The 19,055-nt window shown below is 33.4% G+C and carries 17 protein-coding genes; 5 read left to right on the top strand and 12 right to left on the bottom strand.

Features of this window, described 5'->3' with window-relative positions; genetic code table 11:
- Positions 1 to 97: 97 nt before the first annotated feature.
- The 11 genes from AB3G34_RS04170 to AB3G34_RS04220 all read right to left on the bottom strand — a co-directional run bounded on the left by AB3G34_RS04170 (position 98) and on the right by AB3G34_RS04220 (position 11,790).
- Positions 98 to 796, bottom strand: coding sequence for a Crp/Fnr family transcriptional regulator (locus tag AB3G34_RS04170; RefSeq protein WP_367752321.1), 699 nt, complete (start codon positions 794 to 796; stop codon positions 98 to 100).
- Positions 797 to 917: 121 nt separating this feature from the next.
- Positions 918 to 2,399: a nitrate/nitrite transporter gene (locus AB3G34_RS04175; RefSeq protein ID WP_367768911.1), complete on the bottom strand. Its 1,482-nt coding sequence runs from the start codon at positions 2,397 to 2,399 to the stop codon at positions 918 to 920.
- Between the two features lie 284 nt (positions 2,400 to 2,683).
- Positions 2,684 to 3,343, bottom strand: coding sequence for a response regulator (locus AB3G34_RS04180; RefSeq protein ID WP_367752325.1), 660 nt, complete (start codon positions 3,341 to 3,343; stop codon positions 2,684 to 2,686).
- Positions 3,344 to 3,438: 95 nt separating this feature from the next.
- Complete coding sequence (locus AB3G34_RS04185; RefSeq protein WP_367768914.1) at positions 3,439 to 5,247, bottom strand: ATP-binding protein; 1,809 nt, start codon at positions 5,245 to 5,247, stop codon at positions 3,439 to 3,441.
- 12 nt (positions 5,248 to 5,259) lie between these two features.
- Positions 5,260 to 5,847 (bottom strand): DUF4202 domain-containing protein, encoded by a 588-nt coding sequence (locus AB3G34_RS04190; protein ID WP_367752329.1) that lies wholly within the window; start codon positions 5,845 to 5,847, stop codon positions 5,260 to 5,262.
- A gap of 30 nt (positions 5,848 to 5,877) precedes the next feature.
- A complete protein-coding gene (gene nirD / locus AB3G34_RS04195) occupies positions 5,878 to 6,255 on the bottom strand; it encodes a nitrite reductase small subunit NirD (protein ID WP_369753545.1) in 378 nt (125 codons plus the stop codon).
- Positions 6,256 to 6,328: 73 nt separating this feature from the next.
- Positions 6,329 to 8,836, bottom strand: coding sequence for a nitrite reductase large subunit NirB (gene nirB / locus AB3G34_RS04200; protein WP_369753546.1), 2,508 nt, complete (start codon positions 8,834 to 8,836; stop codon positions 6,329 to 6,331).
- A gap of 325 nt (positions 8,837 to 9,161) precedes the next feature.
- Positions 9,162 to 10,232 carry an ACR3 family arsenite efflux transporter gene (gene arsB, locus AB3G34_RS04205; RefSeq protein ID WP_369753547.1) on the bottom strand — a complete coding sequence of 357 codons (1,071 nt, stop codon included), beginning with the start codon at positions 10,230 to 10,232 and terminating at the stop codon, positions 9,162 to 9,164.
- Between the two features lie 2 nt (positions 10,233 to 10,234).
- Complete coding sequence (locus AB3G34_RS04210) at positions 10,235 to 10,867, bottom strand: low molecular weight phosphatase family protein (RefSeq protein ID WP_367768925.1); 633 nt, start codon at positions 10,865 to 10,867, stop codon at positions 10,235 to 10,237.
- Between the two features lie 19 nt (positions 10,868 to 10,886).
- Positions 10,887 to 11,357, bottom strand: a complete 471-nt coding sequence (locus AB3G34_RS04215; protein ID WP_367768929.1) for a DUF6428 family protein — start codon at positions 11,355 to 11,357, stop codon at positions 10,887 to 10,889.
- A gap of 100 nt (positions 11,358 to 11,457) precedes the next feature.
- On the bottom strand, positions 11,458 to 11,790 hold the full coding sequence (locus tag AB3G34_RS04220; RefSeq protein ID WP_369753548.1) for an ArsR/SmtB family transcription factor: 333 nt from the start codon (positions 11,788 to 11,790) through the stop codon (positions 11,458 to 11,460).
- Positions 11,791 to 11,969: 179 nt separating this feature from the next.
- Between AB3G34_RS04220 and AB3G34_RS04225 the strand changes: the two genes are divergently transcribed.
- The 4 genes from AB3G34_RS04225 to AB3G34_RS04240 all read left to right on the top strand — a co-directional run bounded on the left by AB3G34_RS04225 (position 11,970) and on the right by AB3G34_RS04240 (position 18,207).
- Entirely contained in the window at positions 11,970 to 13,505 is a 1,536-nt protein-coding gene (locus AB3G34_RS04225; RefSeq protein ID WP_367768934.1) for an FAD-dependent oxidoreductase, read from the top strand.
- Positions 13,506 to 13,511: 6 nt separating this feature from the next.
- Positions 13,512 to 14,330 (top strand): SDR family oxidoreductase, encoded by an 819-nt coding sequence (locus AB3G34_RS04230; RefSeq protein ID WP_367768937.1) that lies wholly within the window; start codon positions 13,512 to 13,514, stop codon positions 14,328 to 14,330.
- A gap of 16 nt (positions 14,331 to 14,346) precedes the next feature.
- Complete coding sequence (locus tag AB3G34_RS04235; protein WP_369753549.1) at positions 14,347 to 16,974, top strand: glucosidase; 2,628 nt, start codon at positions 14,347 to 14,349, stop codon at positions 16,972 to 16,974.
- A 66-nt stretch (positions 16,975 to 17,040) separates the two neighbouring features.
- A complete protein-coding gene (locus AB3G34_RS04240) occupies positions 17,041 to 18,207 on the top strand; it encodes a sugar MFS transporter (protein WP_369753550.1) in 1,167 nt (388 codons plus the stop codon).
- Between the two features lie 17 nt (positions 18,208 to 18,224).
- On the opposite strand, the gene AB3G34_RS04245 is transcribed toward AB3G34_RS04240, so the two are convergent.
- Positions 18,225 to 18,485, bottom strand: a complete 261-nt coding sequence (locus tag AB3G34_RS04245) for a heavy metal-associated domain-containing protein (protein ID WP_367768943.1) — start codon at positions 18,483 to 18,485, stop codon at positions 18,225 to 18,227.
- A gap of 169 nt (positions 18,486 to 18,654) precedes the next feature.
- Between AB3G34_RS04245 and AB3G34_RS04250 the strand changes: the two genes are divergently transcribed.
- A complete protein-coding gene (locus AB3G34_RS04250) occupies positions 18,655 to 19,011 on the top strand; it encodes a hypothetical protein (protein ID WP_367768946.1) in 357 nt (118 codons plus the stop codon).
- Positions 19,012 to 19,055: the final 44 nt, after the last annotated feature.

The raw sequence follows: 19,055 nt of genomic DNA on the forward strand, positions 1-19,055 counted from the left end.
ATTTAAAACACGTATTAGAATACGTAAATCTGATTTTTCTGCATAAAAAAAGCCCAAAACTATTGGGCCTTTATATTGTTTTACTTAGAATAAAAATCTATCGGTGTTCTGCGATTTCCTGCTTCATTTTTTCGACTTGCAACAAGCTTATTTTCTTGCCTACAATTTTTATCAGTCCTTCTTTTTTTAGACTGGAGAAGATACGGGTAACTTGTTCGTCCGTTGTTCCAGCAAAATCGGCAATTTCTTTCCGAGATAAATTGATATCTATTAAATGATTAGTTTGACCAAACTTTTTAAGTAAATATAAAAGAGTGTCAATAACACGTTCTCTTACATTCATTTGGGCAATTTTCTTTACATTATTTTCACTTTTATTGAGTTCTTCGGCGTAAAACAGCATCATATCATAAGTGAATTCAGGTATAGTTTTAAGGATGTCTTGCATTACTTTGTTGCTGAAATTACATAAGACAGTATCTTCAATTGCAGATGCACCTATCAAATACCTATTACTGGTTCCAAATCCTCGAAAGCCAACTGTATCTCCCTCTTGTGTTAATCGAACAATATGTTCCTTGCCGTAGATTCCTGTTTTTAACACTTTTACTTTTCCCTTATTAATAAAATACAAACCTTGCATTGGTGCACCTTCAAACATGAATTGCTGTCCTTTTTTGCAAGCAAAATTTGTTTTTTGCATTACAAAATCTTGCATTTTTTCTAGATCCAAATGTTTCTTTATAAAACAATTAGTATTGATACAAATAGAGCAATCGGCATTTATTTTTTTCATTTTGTATCTTTTTAAAGGTTAGTTTCAGATTCTATTTTGATTAATCAAAAAGAGCATTTAAGTTGTATGGAATAGGAAAAGTTTTTGATGTATAATTTTTTAAAATTAATTTAGCCTTCTTTTAACTTTTTCGATCCATCTCTTTGGACATAATAGGATGTTTTTCATTCATCATACTCGTTATTGTAACATGCATCCAGATGAGACAAATTGCAGAAAACAATAGTACAAAAATCCATGAACTGGACCAGAAACCTGTAAAGTTTAATAAATAACTAAAGATAATTGGTCCAAAGAATCCACCTAAACCTCCTAGTAATCCTACCATTCCACCCACAACTCCTATTTCGGTTGGGAAATATTCTGGAATGTGTTTGTAAACTGCTGCTTTACCAATTCCCCAGGAAATACCAATCATAATAACTAAAATGAGGTAGACCCACATGTTAGCATCAAATGTTATTCTTGTTACTCCTTTTGCTAATAATTCCTTTTTACTTACACTTTGATTTTGAGTAACAATTACTTTTTGCCAAGAAGATTTTGTTGGAAAAATATTTCCAGTTGTCGTGCTTTCTGGTTTAGAGTCAATAGGAAAATCTTTATTATCTATTCTTACATTTGTTGGGCTTACTTGGGTAACAATTCCAGTTTTTCCTGCCATTACTCCGGGACCTGCTGTTTTTATTTCCATTTTAGGAATCATTAATAATGCACTTAATATTACAGAAGAACTCAATACCCAGTACATTACTTTTCTAGCGCCAAATTTATCTGATAAATAACCACCAAAGGCTCGTATTACGCCAGACGGCAAACTAAACATAGTGGCAAACATACCACCCATTACTAAACTCGTTTGGTATACATTCATAAAATTAGGTAACAACCATTGTGAATACGCTACGAAACACCCAAAAACTAAGAAATAGTACGCCCCAAAACGCCAAACTCTTGGGCTTTTTAAGGTAGATAACATTTGCGGAATTGTTTTGGTAGACTTTTCCATTTTTTTGTTTTTGGCAAAAACTAAAAATAGTATTCCAATAATTAGCAATGCTGCACCATATATTATGGGTAATATTTTCCATCCATTTTGAGGATCTTCTACTGAAAAATGATTCAACAACGAAGGTGCCATAAAAGTAGTGATAGCAGCCCCTGCATTTCCCATTCCAAATATTCCTAAAGCTCGTCCTTGCCATTCTTTTGGATAGAAAATAGAAGTGTACCCAATACCAACGGCAAAACTAGTACCTACCATACCGAATAGAAAACTAAGTACGGCAAACATGAAAAAACTATTGGCTAATGGAAGTAAAAATAAAGGGATGGAACATAGTAAAAGCAAGATAGAAAACACTGATTTTCCGCCATATTTGTCGGTAAGGATACCTATAGGTAATCGCATGATAGAACCGGTTAGTATAGGGATTCCTAATAACCATCCAATTTGTACTACGCTCCAGTTAAAAATGCCTTTGTCGACTAAATAGGTAACTAATACACCATTTAGTGTCCAGCAAGCAAAACAAACAGTAAAGGCCAGCGTGTTTAAAAATAACATGCTGTGAGATTGGGCTAATGAAGTTGATTTTTCCATTGTACTTATGTTTTTTATACAAATATAAGTACAATAACGTATTATAAATATTAAAATTAAGTATAAATACGTATTTATCTAAAGATTTTGGACATTTATTTTTAAAACTCTTTTTATTACTAATTTGCTAAAAAAGAGAAACCTTTTTTCATTTTTTGAATGATTTTAAACTTTAAGTACCATGATATAAAAGCATAATTCATTTCATTTGAAGTACATAATTAGGCTTCAGATGGAATTTAAATTCAATTAATATTTTGGTTTTTTCTTTTTAGTGAAGAAGATTATATTAAAGCATACTCATTTGCTTTATTGGACAGCTCCATAAGATTTTTTACTTTAAGTTTTTTCATCAGGTTAAAGCGGTGCACTTCAGCGGTGCGTTTACTAATTTCTAATGCCTCTGCAATTTCTTTATTGCCTTTTCCTGATAATAAAAGTTTTAAGATTTCTTTTTCCCTTTTGGTGATAACCAAATCATCAGCTAATGGTTGCTTAGAATCTAATGTATTTACATTATTTTTGAGTTGATCAATAAGAATAGAGGAGATGTCACCACTGAAATATTTTCCGCCATTAGAAACGGTATGTAATGCTTTTAAAAATTCTTCTTTACTAGATCCTTTCAATAAATACCCATCGGCACCAGCCTTAATAGACTTAAGTACATATTCTTCCGATTCGTGCATCGATAGCACAATTATTTTGACGGGATTATTTTGATTTCGCAATTTTTCAACAACTTCGATACCTGTAAAATGAGGCATACGTATATCCACAATCAATAAGTCCGGTTTGCTTGACTCTACTGTGTCCAATGCTTCTTGACCATCTGTAGCTTCCCCTACAACAATAATATTGTCTTCGGTTTCTAATAATGATTTTATTCCATCTCTTACAAAAACATGGTCATCAGCCAGTACAACTCGGATTGTATTATTCATATCTTACTTAATTTTGAATCATTTTTTTTTAAGTATATTCAACTAATTGGAGGGCTAATATACGTAATCTATCTAAATAATTTAGAATCTTACTTTTAAATGGGGATATTGAAGGTGATTCTAGTTCCTTCACCAGGTATGGAGTTAATAAAAACACGTCCGTTAATGTATTGTATTCTTTCTTTCATGAAAAGCAATCCCATTCCTGATTCACTATTTCTTTTTTTCTCCACTTCAGTAGCATCAAATCCCTTTCCGTTATCATCAATTATAATGCTTAAAATGGAATCACTATGGGATAATTGTACCACAATATCAGAAGATTCGGCATATTTTATGGCATTATTAATGGCTTCTTGAGTGAGGCGGTATATATTTATTTCAATTAAAGAATCCAATCTTTTATCAAAAGCTGTTTTGTTATAAAAATGAACATTTTTCCCAGTGAGTTTTGAAAGTTCCTGCGTTAGTTTTGAAAGGGAGGAAACAATTCCATGATCGCTCAATTCAGGAGGCATTAAATTAAAAGTAGCGGTACGCACTCCTTTAATAATGTCAAGGGATAATTTTTTTAGGTATTCTATTTTTTGGGCTGATTTTACTTTGTCATCTAAGTTGATGCTTTCTAAACTAAATTTCAATCCAGTAAGCATTTGTCCAATTCCGTCATGAATTTCTCTTGCAATTCTATTTTGTTCGTTTTCTTGATTTTCAACAATTTTGCTTGAAATTATTTTCTGCTGGTTTACTTTATCATTAATATTTTCAGTATTCAACCGATCTACTTCTTGTTCTGCTTTTTTTCGTTCGGTAATGTCAAAGCAAATAATCAACAATTCAGATTCCTCTTTTTTTATAGTTACAGGCACCATTGATAGGTCTAGCCAAATGGATTCTTTATTTCTATTGGTAATATTTATTTCTCCCTGCCATCCACTTCTTTGTTTTTCCGTAATGATTCTATCAATTACTAGTTGTTCTTTTTCAATTGGTGTCAGTGCCTCTGAGAACGTTTTGTCATTTATAAACGGATTGTATTGTAATAGTTTTGAAAATTTTTCTCCAATATGTATAATACTTCCGTCAGGTGCTATACGGCAATACAATAAAGTATTTTCCATAGCATAATTGAGCGATTTTAATTCTTTGACCGAGTTTTCTTTTATTTCGCTAATCACTTCGGTATCATGCGCTAGCTTTATCGCTTTTCTTTCAGAGACTAGAAGTTTTGAAATTAATAGCTCAATTCTTTTGTTAGTGGGCTTAAAAATAAAAAGAAATTCTAAAAATAAAACTAGTAGTGTAAATCCTAAAATAGCATATTCAGTATTTCGTTGAAGGGTTACTTTTTTTAGTGCTTCCACTTCATATTGACTCACTATTTTATTCATTTTAGAAAGGAATATCCCTTCGTTATCTAGAATAGTTTGTACTATTTTTTGATTTTTATTTGAGTTTATAAATCCAATATGATTTTTTAAAAGTAGGGTAGTTACATGGTCTATACTGTCAAAATTAGGTTTTATTTCTGCAAATAATTGGGTCAATATCTTACTTTTTGCTTTTGGAAAGTGAAGACTGTCATTTCCGTTTTCTAATGCATAATGAGTGAATTTCCAAAGGGATACGGTTTCATTAATTTTAGAAATTTCCTCTTGCCTTTTTAGAGTATCAGAGACTAAGTTTAAGATCAACACTTCTTTTACCAACTTCTGGCTCAACATCCGTTGTTTTCCTGAAATGTTTATTAATCGTGAATCATTCAATTGGCGATTCAAGTTGTATTGAATGAGTAATTGACTAAGCAGTACCGTTATAGCAATAGTGATCAAAGCAAAAAGATACATTTGCTTTAATTTTATGAAATTAAGATTTTCGGTAGATTGTTTGGTCTTATTTTTCATATCAAAATCAAATTACAATCCAATAGCTTCTTTAATTAATTGAAGATTTGTATCGCTATAGTTGATTTTTAAGGCTTCCTGATGTCCTTTTTCAGACATTTTATTCCACGTTTTCAGAATGATATTTTTCATTTTTTCCCTGTCATGCTTGTGAACAAAAGGGTCCAAATAAAATTCTAAAAACACCAAACAAATTACATCTTCAAGGAGTTGTGTTTCATCGTCTTTTTTAAGTAATTTCTTTTCAATTAAAAAAGAAACTCGAGCAATAAAATGAGAGTCATATCCCACCTTTTCTAAAATTTCTGCTGTCGTTTTAGCATGGAATTTTTTCAAGTCTTCTCTCCATTTTAAATAGCCTACACGATCCATTGGATAGGTTTCTCGTGCTATTTTCCATCTGCAAATGTGTTGCGCTTTAGATGCGATTTGAATTGCTTCTGAAGCATTAGGATGAAATTCCATTAGTTTTTTATACATTCTATTCGAATATAATAATTCTTTTGGATAACTTTTAGATTGATATATTTCGCTGTTTGGATCTTGTGCGTTTTCAGCATCAATTAACTCACTTGCGTTATAAAATGGTGTTTTTGTCATTTGAAAAGGGATATCATCAAAGATACATATTTATTCTAAAAAGCCAACAAATACCTCTTCATCAACTATTTTTATTGGATAAGTGGCTATTTTTAAATCATCACCACTAAGGTTGCTACCGTCTTTTAATGAAAATGTCTTTTTGTGAATGGGACAAGCAATTTTTGGAATCTCATCTGCTGACCCAATCATACCTCTTGAGAGGACCATTTCCATTTTATGAGGACATAAGTTTTGACAGGCATACCATTCGTTTCTTCGTTCAAAATTGATAATGGCAATTTGTTTGTTTTTGTATTTGATGCATCCACCACCATCAGCGGGGAAGTCTTTAGTTGAACCTGCTTTGAACCACACTTTTACCTCCTCAGGAGTTACTGTTGCGTATTGATTTAATATATCTTCCATGATTTGTATTTTTTTTAGCTAATTTTGAATCTATAAAACTTTGAAACTTTGTGTCTTTGTTACTCTTAAAAACTTACCAAGCTTTAGGCATTTTTTGATCTCTAAGTGGCGTAAAAACAATGTTTTCATCCGTTTCATCAGAATTAGTAAAATGACTAAAACGTTTCATCATTTCAGGATCTTCAATAGCTTGTTTCCATTCGCATTCAAAGGTGTCTACAAGTCCTTGCATTTCGGTTTCTAATGCTTCAGCTATTCCTAGACTATCTTCAATTACAACTTCTTTTAAGTAATCTAAACCTCCGTCTAATTTCTCTAACCAAGTAGAAGTACGAACTAAAGGTCCTGCTGTACGGATGTAAAACATCAAGAATCGATCTAAGTATTTGATACAAGTGGCCCTGTCAATTTGTTCTGCTAATAGCACTGCATGTTTAGGATTAGCTCCACCATTTCCAGAAACGTATAAGTTCCAACCCCCTTCTACGGCAATCAATCCAAAATCTTTTCCTCTTGCTTCGGCACACTCTCTGATACAAGCGGATACGCCACCTTTTATTTTATGAGGAGATCGAAGTCCTTTGTATCTGTTTTCTAATTCAATGGCAAAACCAGCACTTTCATCCATTCCATAACGGCACCAAGCATTACCAACACAACTTTTTACTGTTCGCAGTGATTTTCCATAGGCATGTCCACTTTCAAAACCATTATCAATTAATTTTTTCCAAATAGCGGGTAAGTCATTCAGATGCGCACCAAATAAATCAATACGTTGTCCGCCTGTTATTTTAGTATATAAATCATATTCTTTGGCTACTTCACCAATAACGATAAGTTTGTCAGCGGTGATTTCTCCACCAGCAATTCGAGGCACTACAGAGTAGGTACCATTTCGTTGAATGTTAGCTAAGAAACGGTCATTAGAGTCTTGTGCAGGGATATGTTTATTAGCAGTATCATTGTAGATACTAGAGAAAATGGAAGATAACACTGGTTTACAAACTTCGCATCCATCTCCTTTTCCTACAACACCTAATACTTCATTATGTGAAGTAAATTTGTTGATTTTTATAATATCATATAATTCTTGTCTGTTGTATGCAAAGTGCTCGCAAATAACATCTTTAACTTCTTTTCCTAATGATTTTTGAGTCGCTTTTACTAAATCAACGACCATTGGTTTACAACCACCACAACCTGTTGTTGCTTTTGTTAATTTAACAACATCAGATAACGTAGCACAAGTTTCATCAACAATAGAACAGCAAATAGCTCCTTTAGTCACATTCTCACAGGAGCAAATTACAGCAGTATCAGGAAGATCCATAGCGCTTCCTAAAGTCGATGCTTCTCCACCTCTTGAACCTAGAATTAAATCTTCTGGGTTTTTTGGCAAAGCCATAGCATTGCTATAAATTTGGAATAAACCATTATAATCACTAGAATCACCAACTAAAATCCCACCTAATAAAGTTTTTCCATCTTTGGTTACGTTAATCCTCTTGTAAATTCCGCTAAATTTATTTTCATAAACGATAGCAGTAACATTTTCGTTTTCTATAAAGGGATCTCCAAAACTCGCCACTTCAACGCCAATTAATTTTAATTGGGTTGACATGTCAATGGTTTCTCTCATTGTTTTTTCACCTTGCATAATTTGCTCGGCAGCCACATCGGCCATTTCGTATCCTGGAGCGACTAATCCATAAATCATATGGTTATAAAGTGCCACTTCACCGATCGCATAAATGAAAGGATCAGATGTTTGCATTTTATTATTTACGGTAATACCACCACGTACACCAACTTCAAGTCCTGAAACTCTTCCTAGCTCGTCACGTGGTTTGATACCTGCAGATATAACCAACATATCAACTTTTAACAATTCTTGTTCTGTAAACATCATCCCAGTGATGCAATGTTCACCTGCAATATATTCAGTGGATTTATTCAGATGTATACCAATGTTTAATTCTTCTATTTTTGATTGCAACATATCACTCGCACCCTTATCCAATTGTCTTGGCATTAAGCGAGGTGCAAACTCAACTACGTGTGGGTTTAAACCTAAATCGCGAACTGCTTTGGCTGCTTCCAGACCTAATAATCCGCCTCCAAGTACAGCGGCTTCAGTAGCACCATTTTGTTTTATTTTTTTGGCGTAAGCCATAATTGCATCAAGATCTTCGATGGTACGGTACACAAAAACCCCTTCTTTGTCTACTCCCTCTATAGGAGGCACAAAAGCAGATGAACCAGTAGCTAATACAATATAATCATAGGAATAGGTTTTTTCTAGATGTGTATGTATCGTTTTATGATCCCTATTAATATCGGTAATTAACTCGGATGTATTAAGGATAATATTGTTTTCAGCATACCAATCTAAAGTAGACATCGATAAATCATCAGCGCTTTTACCCGCAAAATATTCACTTAAATGAACACGGTCGTAAGCGCGCCTTGGTTCTTCACCAAATACAGTAATTTGATATTTCTCTTGTCCTGGTTTCGATATGAATTTTTCACAAAATTTGAAACCTACCATGCCGTTTCCGACTACTATTATATTAATCATACTAGCTTGAATTAAGTATTACGTAACAAATATACGTATAAGTACTTAATTTATATACTTAATTTCTGTTTTTGGAAATTAATTGGAATATCTTGAAAATGGAAGGGGTAAAATATATTATTAGTAAAAAATGATGAAAAATATAGGAAAAACGAAATCGTATTATTCTATTTTGGAGGTAGAAAAGTAGTGTTTGATTTTAATACGATTGTGGAATTAAATAAAAATACCGCAAATTCTCAAATTAAATATCGCATTGCTACTTTATAATTTGGGAATTTGAGGTCTTAATTTTTTAAACGACTTTAAAGTTATTTAATACAACCTATGTCGCTGACGTGTAGTATTTTTTTCTAAACCAAAAGGCAACATTAACCAAAGCTATTAAAGCTGGGACCTCTACTAATGGACCGATAACTCCAGCAAATGCTTGTCCGCTATTGATACCAAAAACACCAATGGCCACTGCAATAGCTAATTCGAAGTTATTACCTGTTGCTGTAAATGCAATAGCAGTACTTTTTGAATAATCAGCACCAAAATATTTCCCAATAAAAAAACTCACAACAAACATGATTGTAAAGTAAATCACTAGTGGAATTGCAATGCGAACCACATCCATCGGAATTTGAACTATCAATTCCCCTTTTAGACTAAACATAATTACAATAGTAAATAATAAAGAGATTAAAGTAATTGGTGAAATAAAAGGCACATATTTATTTTGGAACCAGTCTTCTCCTTTTATAGCTATTAATGCGTAACGACTTATAATGCCCAATGCAAAAGGAAGACCTAGGTAAATACCAACACTCTCGGCAATTTGACCAATGCTAATGTTGACTTCAAAACCAGTATAACCAAAATAGGGAGGAAGAATCGTTATAAAAATATAGGCATAAACACTATATAACAATACTTGAAAAATACTGTTTAAAGCAATCAATCCTGCCGCATATTCTCTATCTCCATCAGCAAGATCATTCCAAACGACCACCATGGCGATACATCGTGCCAGACCAATAAGGATAACGCCAATCATGTATTCAGGATAACCGTTTAGGAATATTAAAGCTAGTAAAAACATTAAGATAGGACCTACAATCCAATTTAGGAAAAGGGAAGCACCTAGTACTTTTGTGTTTTTAAACACTTGACCCATTTGCTCGTATTTTACTTTGGCCAATGGTGGATACATCATTAAAATTAAACCAATAGCCAACGGAATATTTGTAGTTCCACTTGAAAAAGAGTTGATAAAATTACTGCTCGAAGGAATAAAATAGCCAACAGCTACACCTATAGCCATAGCTAAGAATATCCAAAGGGTTAAATAACTATCAAGAAATCCTAATTTTTTTCGGTTTGCTACTGGAGCACAATTATTTGCCGACATATTTATTTTTTAATTTGTGAGAATACATAAAAAAGTTCAGTAGCAATTTGCATACTTCTTTCATGGTATTTTTCTGCTTGTTGTGGTGTGTTATCAAATGCTTTTGGATCTTCAAAAGTGATGGGAATTCTTTTTTCGGCACCAGCAATAAATGGGCAACCATTGTCAGCACTAGAGCAAGTTAAAATGGCAGCAAACTCCGCTTGAGGATTGAAGTCGTCATCATAGGTTTTTGAAAAACCAATAATTGGATGCTCATTGTCCGTGTATTTTATGCTGTAAACAGGGTTGTTTCCCTCAGAAAGTGTTTTTACTTTGAATCCAGATTTAGATAAAGTTGCTGCTGCCATAGGGAATAGAGCAGTAGCCTCAGTTCCTCCAGAATAACTGAACACATTGCTAAAATTAAAATAAGACGCTGCAGTTTGTGCCCAAACTTGGGATAAATGGCTTCTTCTGGAATTGTGTGTACATATAAAGTTGAGCCTTATTTCCTCTTGATTGCTCACTTTAATTTGAATAAAATCAATTAAAGGTTGTAAAATTGTTCTACGTTCTTGCGAAATATTTTCTGGATGAAAAGATAGAATTTCCTTTTCGATTGCGGGAAAAATTTGTGTTTTTGATGGCATCATTTTCAGTAGTATATTTGGATTAGCAACAACCTCCACCAGGAGTACAGCTGTTGTTTTGAACTGGAATTTCAGAGATTTTAATTTTTTGTTTTTCTTGAGGAATTCCACATTGATCTTCTGCTAAACAAGCAGTAAGCTTATTTAACAAAGTGAAATCATTTCCATTGAAACCTAAATCGTATTTACCAATAGTTTCCGATTGGTATTCAACTTCAATTTCATAATCTTCGATGCCTAATACTTTTTCAGATAGTTCAATAATATCTAATAATTTTTTTGGTTTCAAGCGGTGTTCAAAATCATTGGCATCCCATAATTGAAAGTTCACTACGGTTTCTTTTCTTACTTTTCCACCACAATCAATAAAGTTTTTAGTGATTAAACCCACTTCTGTTACATGGAAATGTTCAGGAACATAAGTTCCGTTTGGCAATACAAAAGTTACGTTTTCTAACGTACTTAGCTGTTTTTTAATTTCAGATAGTTTCATATGAATATAATATTTGTTTTTTAAAAGAATATGGTATCGCCATTACTAAAATTAGATTGTTTTTGAGTCATGGCAATTTCATGATTGGTATTTTTAAAAATTAACAACATTGATTTTTTTTATTTTCTAAATAGGTATTGATGTTTTCGAAAAAGCCTTTTATTTTTTCAAAACCTTCTTCGTTAAGACAATAACAGATTGCATTTCCTTCGAAATTTCCCTTTATTAGACCAGCATTTTTTAACTCTTTTAAGTGTTGCGAAACAGTGGGCTGTGCAAGCGGAAGTTCATTTACAATTTCGCCACAAACACAGCTATTCACTTTTATGAGATGCTGTATTATAGCAATACGCGCCGGATGACCAATTGCTTTAGCTAAAATGGACAATTCGTTTTGCTCTTCTGTAAAATGTTCTGATTTAGTAATTCCCATCGTTATATATTTATATTGCAATATTACGATAATAAAAAATAAGAATAAAATATTTTTTATTTTTTTATAAAAAGTATTGAAAGTGCCTTTTGAAATGAAATACTAATTAAATATTAAATAAAATTTTCTCTTTAGTAATATGCGTATTTTTATAGTAATTATCTTAAAAAAAATATAAGATGAAACACTATGATATTATTATTGTAGGCTCAGGTGCTGGCGGATCGACTTTAGCTTACAAATTGGCAGATTCTGGAAAAAATATTTTAATAATTGAACGAGGCGATTTTATACCAATAGAAAAAGAAAACTGGGATAGTGAAGCAGTTTTTGTAAAAAACAAATACACAACTACCGAGCGATGGCTTGATAAAGAGGACAAAGAATTTCAACCGGGACAACATTACAATGTAGGCGGGAATACTAAATTATATGGAGCGGCACTATTTAGAATGCGAGAAAATGACTTTAATGAAGTGAAGCATTATGGCGGAATTTCTCCAAAATGGCCCATATCCTATTATGATCTTAAAAAATATTATTTAGAAGCTGAAAGATTGTATGCTGTTCATGGCGAAAGAGGGGCAGACCCCACAGAACCCGAAGAAGAAAACCCTTATTTATACCCACCTTTAAAACACGAACCGCGAATCCAACAGGTTTTTGATGAATTGAAAAATGCTGGCTTACATCCGTTTCCATTACCTATAGGCTTGAATCCTGATGATAAGAATAAAGCAAGCGCTCCTTTTATTTTAGATCGTTTTGATGGATTTCCAGACCCTACAGAACATAAGGCAGATGCTCATATCAATGCACTTAGAAAAGCGCTACAGCAAGACAATGTAAGTTTAATGACTAATGCTCAAGTCACCAAACTTTATACTAATAATTCAGGCACAGCCATTTCTAAAATGGATGTTCTTTACAATGGTGAAGTTGTAACCCTCACCGCTGATTTGGTAATTTTATCCTGCGGTGCAATTAATTCGGCCGTATTACTTTTAAAAAGTGCTAATACTATCTATCCCGCCGGCTTGGCGAATTCTTCAGGAATTGTTGGTAGGAATTATATGTTTCATAATAATTCAGCTATGATTGCTTTATCAACTACGGCAAACGATTCCAAGTTTGGGAAAACCTTTGGAATTAATGACTATTATCATAAGAGTGATGAATTTGAATTTCCCCTTGGACACATTCAAATGCTAGGCAAATCAGATAAGACACAAATTAGTGCCGATAGCCCAATTCCAGCGCCAGGATTTACATTTGAAATGATGGCCAAACATTCCGTTGACTTTTGGTTGGCTTCTGAAGATTTGCCTGATCCAAATAACAGGATAACTTTGGAAAGCCAAAAAATAAAAATAAATTACACACCCAATAATTTGAAAGGACATCATCTTTTAATGGATAAACTGAAATACAGTTTAGAACATTCGGGGAGCTTTTCTCATTTTATTCCTAAGAATATTTATTTTGGAAAAGACATGGATATAGCAGCAGTGGCACATCAAAATGGAACCATTCGTTTTGGTACTGATCCCAAATTATCTGCTTTAGATACTTTTTGTAGATCTCATGATGTAAAAAATTTGTTTGTTGTAGACGGAAGTTTTTTTGTTTCCAGCTCTGCAGTAAATCCAGCTTTAACCATAATGGCTATGGCATTACGAGTGGGAGATTATATTAAAAATGAACTACTAAATTAAAAGAATATGCAAAAACCAAATGAACGACTAGCAGGTCAAACTTGCATAGTAACTGGAGCGAATTCAGGAATTGGAGAAGCGGTGGCTATCGCAATGGGTAGAGACGGTGCTAATGTAGTGGTCAATTACGTTTCGAATCCAGAAATTGCCGAAGAGATTGCACATAAAATTTCGATGGATAACCTTTGTGGAGATGCAATAGCTATAAAATGTGATGTCAGTAAGGAAGAGGAAGTAATCGCTATGTTTAAACAAACAGTAAACCATTTTGGAACGGTTGATATTTGTGTACCTAATGCAGGTTTACAGCGTGATGCCCCAATGCACCAAATGACACTAGCCCAATGGCAACTGGTTATTGATGTGAATCTTACAGGGCAGTTTCTTTGTGCTCGTGAATCGATTCGGGAATTTTTACGAAGAGGAATGCGTCCAGATGTTTCTAAGTCATTAGGTAAAATTATTCAAATGAGTTCAGTACATCAAATTATTCCTTGGGCTGGCCATGCTAATTATGCTGCTTCCAAAGGAGGAATTGTGATGTTAATGGAAACAATTTGTCAAGAATACGCTCCCCATAAAATACGATGCAACAGTATTGCTCCTGGCGCCATAAAAACACCTATAAATAAGGAAGCTTGGGATACACCAGAGGCTTTAAACGAATTGAATAAACTAATTCCGTATAAACGAATTGGTATTCCTGAGGATATAGGAAGTACAGCAGTTTGGTTGGCTTCTGATGAGTCGGAGTACATAAATGGAACAACCATTTTTGTGGATGGAGGGATGACTTGCTATCCAGGTTTTACTACAAATGGTTAAAAAAACAGTGAAATAAATGGTATCGAAAGAACAGCTGAGGATTAACGAAAATTATGCTAAAGAAAAAGATTGGCTTCATTGGGGACCATATCTTAGTGAGCGTCAATGGGGAACTGTAAGAGAAGATTATAGCGCGTCAGGTGATGCTTGGAACTATTTTACACACGACCATGCTCGAAGCAGAACCTATCGATGGGGAGAAGATGGAATTGCAGGTTTTTCGGATAAATATTGTAATATCTGTTTTGGTATAGGCCTTTGGAATGGGAAAGATGCTATTTTAAAAGAGCGCCTTTTTGGTCTAACTGGTCCAGAAGGAAATCATGGAGAAGATGTTAAGGAACTGTATTATTATCTTGAAAATACGCCATCTCATTCCTACATGAAACATTTGTATAAATATCCTCAAAACGAATTTCCTTATGATCAATTGGTTGCTGAAAATAAGAAGCGAAATCAAAATGAGTTAGAGTACAAATTGTTGGATACAGGAATATTTGATAATAATGACTATTTTGACATAATTACGGAATATGCCAAAGCCGACGCCGAAGATATTTTAATTAAAATCACCATCAACAATAGAAGTGCCAGTGCTGCTTCGCTTACTCTATTACCCACTTTATGGATTCGTAATTTTTGGAGTTTCAAAAAGGATATTGTAAAACCAGTCATCAAAAAAGAAGTAGCAGGAAATAAAACATTTGTATCCATTGTTCATCCTTTTGTAGGGAATTATAATTTTTATTTTGATGATGCTTCCAAGCTTCTGTTTACTGAAAATGAAACTAATGAAGAAGTAATTTTTGATAGTCCAAATGATCATCAATTTAAAAAAGATTTATTTCATGATGCAGTGATAAAGGATGATTTTTCATTGGCAGAAAAAAATAGTGAAGGAACAAAATTCAGTCCTTTGTATCAGCTTCATTTAGAAGCAGGAGCATCGTATTCCGTGCGATTGCGTATTTCAAAACAAGAAATAGAAAATCCTTTTGATGAGAATTTCGAGCAAATTGTTACTGAAAGACAAACGGAATGTTCGGAATTTTATGATGGAATAGCAGGAAACGACACCAAGGTTGAACCTGCAATTCAGCGTCAGGCATTTGCAGGATTATTATGGTCAAAGCAGTATTATAATTATGAAGTAGAGACTTGGTTAGAGGGAGATGCCAAAGAACCTACACCTCCTGCAGCAAGATGGAATGGTCGAAATAGTGATTGGACCACGCTTCGGAATCACGATGTTATTTCGATGCCAGATGCCTGGGAATATCCTTGGTATGCCTCATGGGATTTGGCTTTTCATTGTGCCACTTTTGCATTAATAGATCCCGAGTTTGCAAAGCAACAGTTGCTGCTCTTTACCAGAGAATGGTATATGGCACCCAATGGTCAAATTCCAGCTTATGAATGGTCTTTTAGTGATGTAAATCCTCCTGTGCAAGCTTGGGCCGCTTTACAAGTTTTTAAAACTGACAAAAAGAAAAATGGAGTAGGGGATATTAAATTTTTGAAACGCATATTTAACAAATTGGCACTTAATTTCACTTGGTGGGTAAACCGATTGGACACTAATGAAAATAACGTTTTTGAAGGCGGTTTTTTAGGATTAGATAATATTGGGGTTTTTGATAGAAGTCATGGAATTCCGGGTAACGGACATTTAGAACAAGTAGATGGAACTTCTTGGATGGCTTTATACTGCTTGAATATGCTCGAAATGAGTTTAGAAATAGCCATGGAAGACGATTCATATGAAGATATGGCTACCAAGTACTTTGGACATTTTGTCTTTATTGCTGAGGCTTTAAACAAAATGAGTATTGAATTTATAGGGACTTGGGATGAGGAACAAGGCTTTTTTTATGATAAATTGGTCTTCCCTAATGGCGAGTTTATGCCAATTAAAGTGCGTTCCATAGCAGGATTATTATCTATGACAGCCGTTTTTTGCATCAAGAAAGAAACACTGGAGCGTTTACCCATTTTTAGAAAAAGTGTTTTGTGGTTTGAAAAATTTCGAAATGATAGTTTAAAATATCCCGTGATAACAGAACATACAGATGGAGGTGATTTGTTATTGTCATTGGTACCCAAAGATCGTTTACAAATATTAATGAAAGCGCTATTGGATGAAAATGAATTTTTAAGTCCACACGGAATACGGTCTTTATCTAAAGTGCATGAAGCCCCATATTGTATCAATATCGAAGGAGTGAATTACAGCATTAATTATGAACCAGCTGAATCAACTACGACCCTTTTTGGAGGTAATTCAAATTGGCGTGGCCCAGTTTGGATGCCTTTAAATTATTTGTTTATTCAATCTTTAAAAGAATATTATTCCTATTGTGGAGATACTGTAAAGCTTGAATTTCCAACTGGTTCTAATAATGAAATGGATTTGCAGCAAATAACAAATGAGCTTAGTAAACGACTGATTTCAATTTTCGAAAAAGATGCAGAAGGAAATCGCCCTGTTCATGCCTTACATGCTATAAAGTACAAAGAGGCAGACTTTGAGAATTTAATTCTTTTTTACGAATATTTTCATGGAGATACTGGTAGGGGTGTGGGTGCTGCTCATCAAACGGGGTGGACTGCTTTAATAGCCAATTTAATTCATGAAACCCAATAATTAGTTTAAGGCACAAATCACTTTTGTAAGAAAGATGGATTCTAATTATTTAAAGATTATATTATAATGGAAAGCAAAGTACTTAAAACGGTTGTAGTTTATCTCGGAGGATTGTTAACCGGATTATCCTTGATTATTTATCCTGCTCTAGGGCCTATTTTTACTGACTCTGCTCATTTTGGATTCAGTAGCAATCAGTTCAGTAGTATTTTTATACCACAAACTATTTTGGCTATTTTTTCGGCTTTGTTGACTCCTTTTTTTGTTTCAAAATGGGGCGTGAAAAATGTTTTGCTCCTAGGGTGCATATCACTGGCTTTTACCCTGTTTTTATTATTCATGAGCCATTTATTTATACATGAAAAAACAAAAGCTTTATTTTTAATTTATTCTGGCACTTGTTTTTTGGGTCTTGGTTTCGGATTGGTAATAACGGTGCTCAATCCGCTAGCTTTTCAGCTTTTTCCAAATAACGAATTGGCATCTATTTCCGGACTCCATTTTTCATTAGGATTGGGTACTGCAGGCGCACCAATGCTCGTTAGTATGTTACATAACCCCAATTTGTGGTGGTATTTACCCCTAATAGTTTTTGCATTAGTACTAATCTTATTGGTGTTTGTGTTATTTTTAAATTTAAATAAGCAGGAGAATACTTTGCAGGCCAGTACTTTAAAAATTCCATTGCGTTTATGGGGATTTGTCCTTATTGTTATTCTTTATGGAATTTGTGAGGGTACTTTAGGTAGTTACGGTGCCGTTTTTCTCAAGAACCAAGGTTTTTCAATTAAAACAGCTGCAGTAGGGCTCGCTTTGTTTTGGGGTGGATTGGCTTTTGGGAGAATTGTTTTTGGACTCTTATCAGCTCGTTTTAAAATGAAAGGCATTACATTACTATCGGCTTTGTTAATCGTTTTTATGTTTTACTTGATTCCAATGAGCACAGTTGAAAATTGGAGTCTTTTAGGAATGGCATTAGTAGGAATTTTGATGTCTTCCTTATTTCCTTCTTCAGTAAATTGGGCTACACAAGAAAATACAAGCCAAGCTATAATGGTATCTGGTTTGATGGTAGCATCACTTCAGTTTGGAACTGGCATCAGTACTAATTTTCTTGGATTTTTAAGTGCAATTTATCCATTAGCATTATTGTTTAAATGGATGGGGCTCATCGCTTTTGGAATGGTTGGATTAATGTGGTACATGCAAAAAAAATCTAAAAGCAAAAGTTGATATCTACTTATTAATTTTTAAAGTATAAAGGTGTCTTTTGGTATGGCATGAAACCCTATTTGTTTTACTTTGTTTTCAATATCAGTAATATTCACTATCTTATTAGTGTGAACAGTAAATTCTCTCGGGAATATTTCTAAATTGACGATAACATTTTTTATACCTTCAAGTTCCAATAAATTTTTTTTGATTTCTAGTAAATCAGTCTCTTCCATGGCATTTGTTCCAAAAACTTTACCATGATTATCTGGGATGACATTGTTTGTTAGGAGGCTCATATTTTTTATATAAAATGGTTAATACTTTTCTAAGAAGTTACTATAAATTTAAGCATTTATGTTCTATTATTTTTTATTTAATTGATTATTATGTTTAATAATAGGAAAGCTATTAAATATTAAATGATTAACTTAGTATTTAGTAGTCAACTAGTTAAAACGGAAAAAAATGAAAAATTCAGATAAAAATTCAGATTCTTTAAAAAAAAGTAAAGAAGATAAAAACAAACTCCCAGATTCTCTTAATTATCCTCCAAGTGAAGATATTTACAATCAATTTCATAAAGAGAGTGATATTAACCCAGATGATATTACCAAAAAGAAAATCCCAGTAGAAATAAATAATCGTACTAAGTTGAATGAAAAAGACTTTGAAGAAGATATGTCTGGTGGTGATTTAGATATTCCTGGTTCCGAGTTGGATGATGCTCAGGAAAATGTTGGAAGTGAAGATGAAGAAAACAATCATTACAGTATAGGTGGTGACAACCACAATGATTTAGAGGAAAATAACGGCAATCAATAGACTCATTTTTATAAATATGCTATTGAAAATCGATTCTATTAATG

Origin of the sequence: Flavobacterium sp. WC2409 (assembly GCF_041200085.1) — a bacterium.
Classification (GTDB): Bacteria; Bacteroidota; Bacteroidia; order Flavobacteriales; family Flavobacteriaceae; genus Flavobacterium.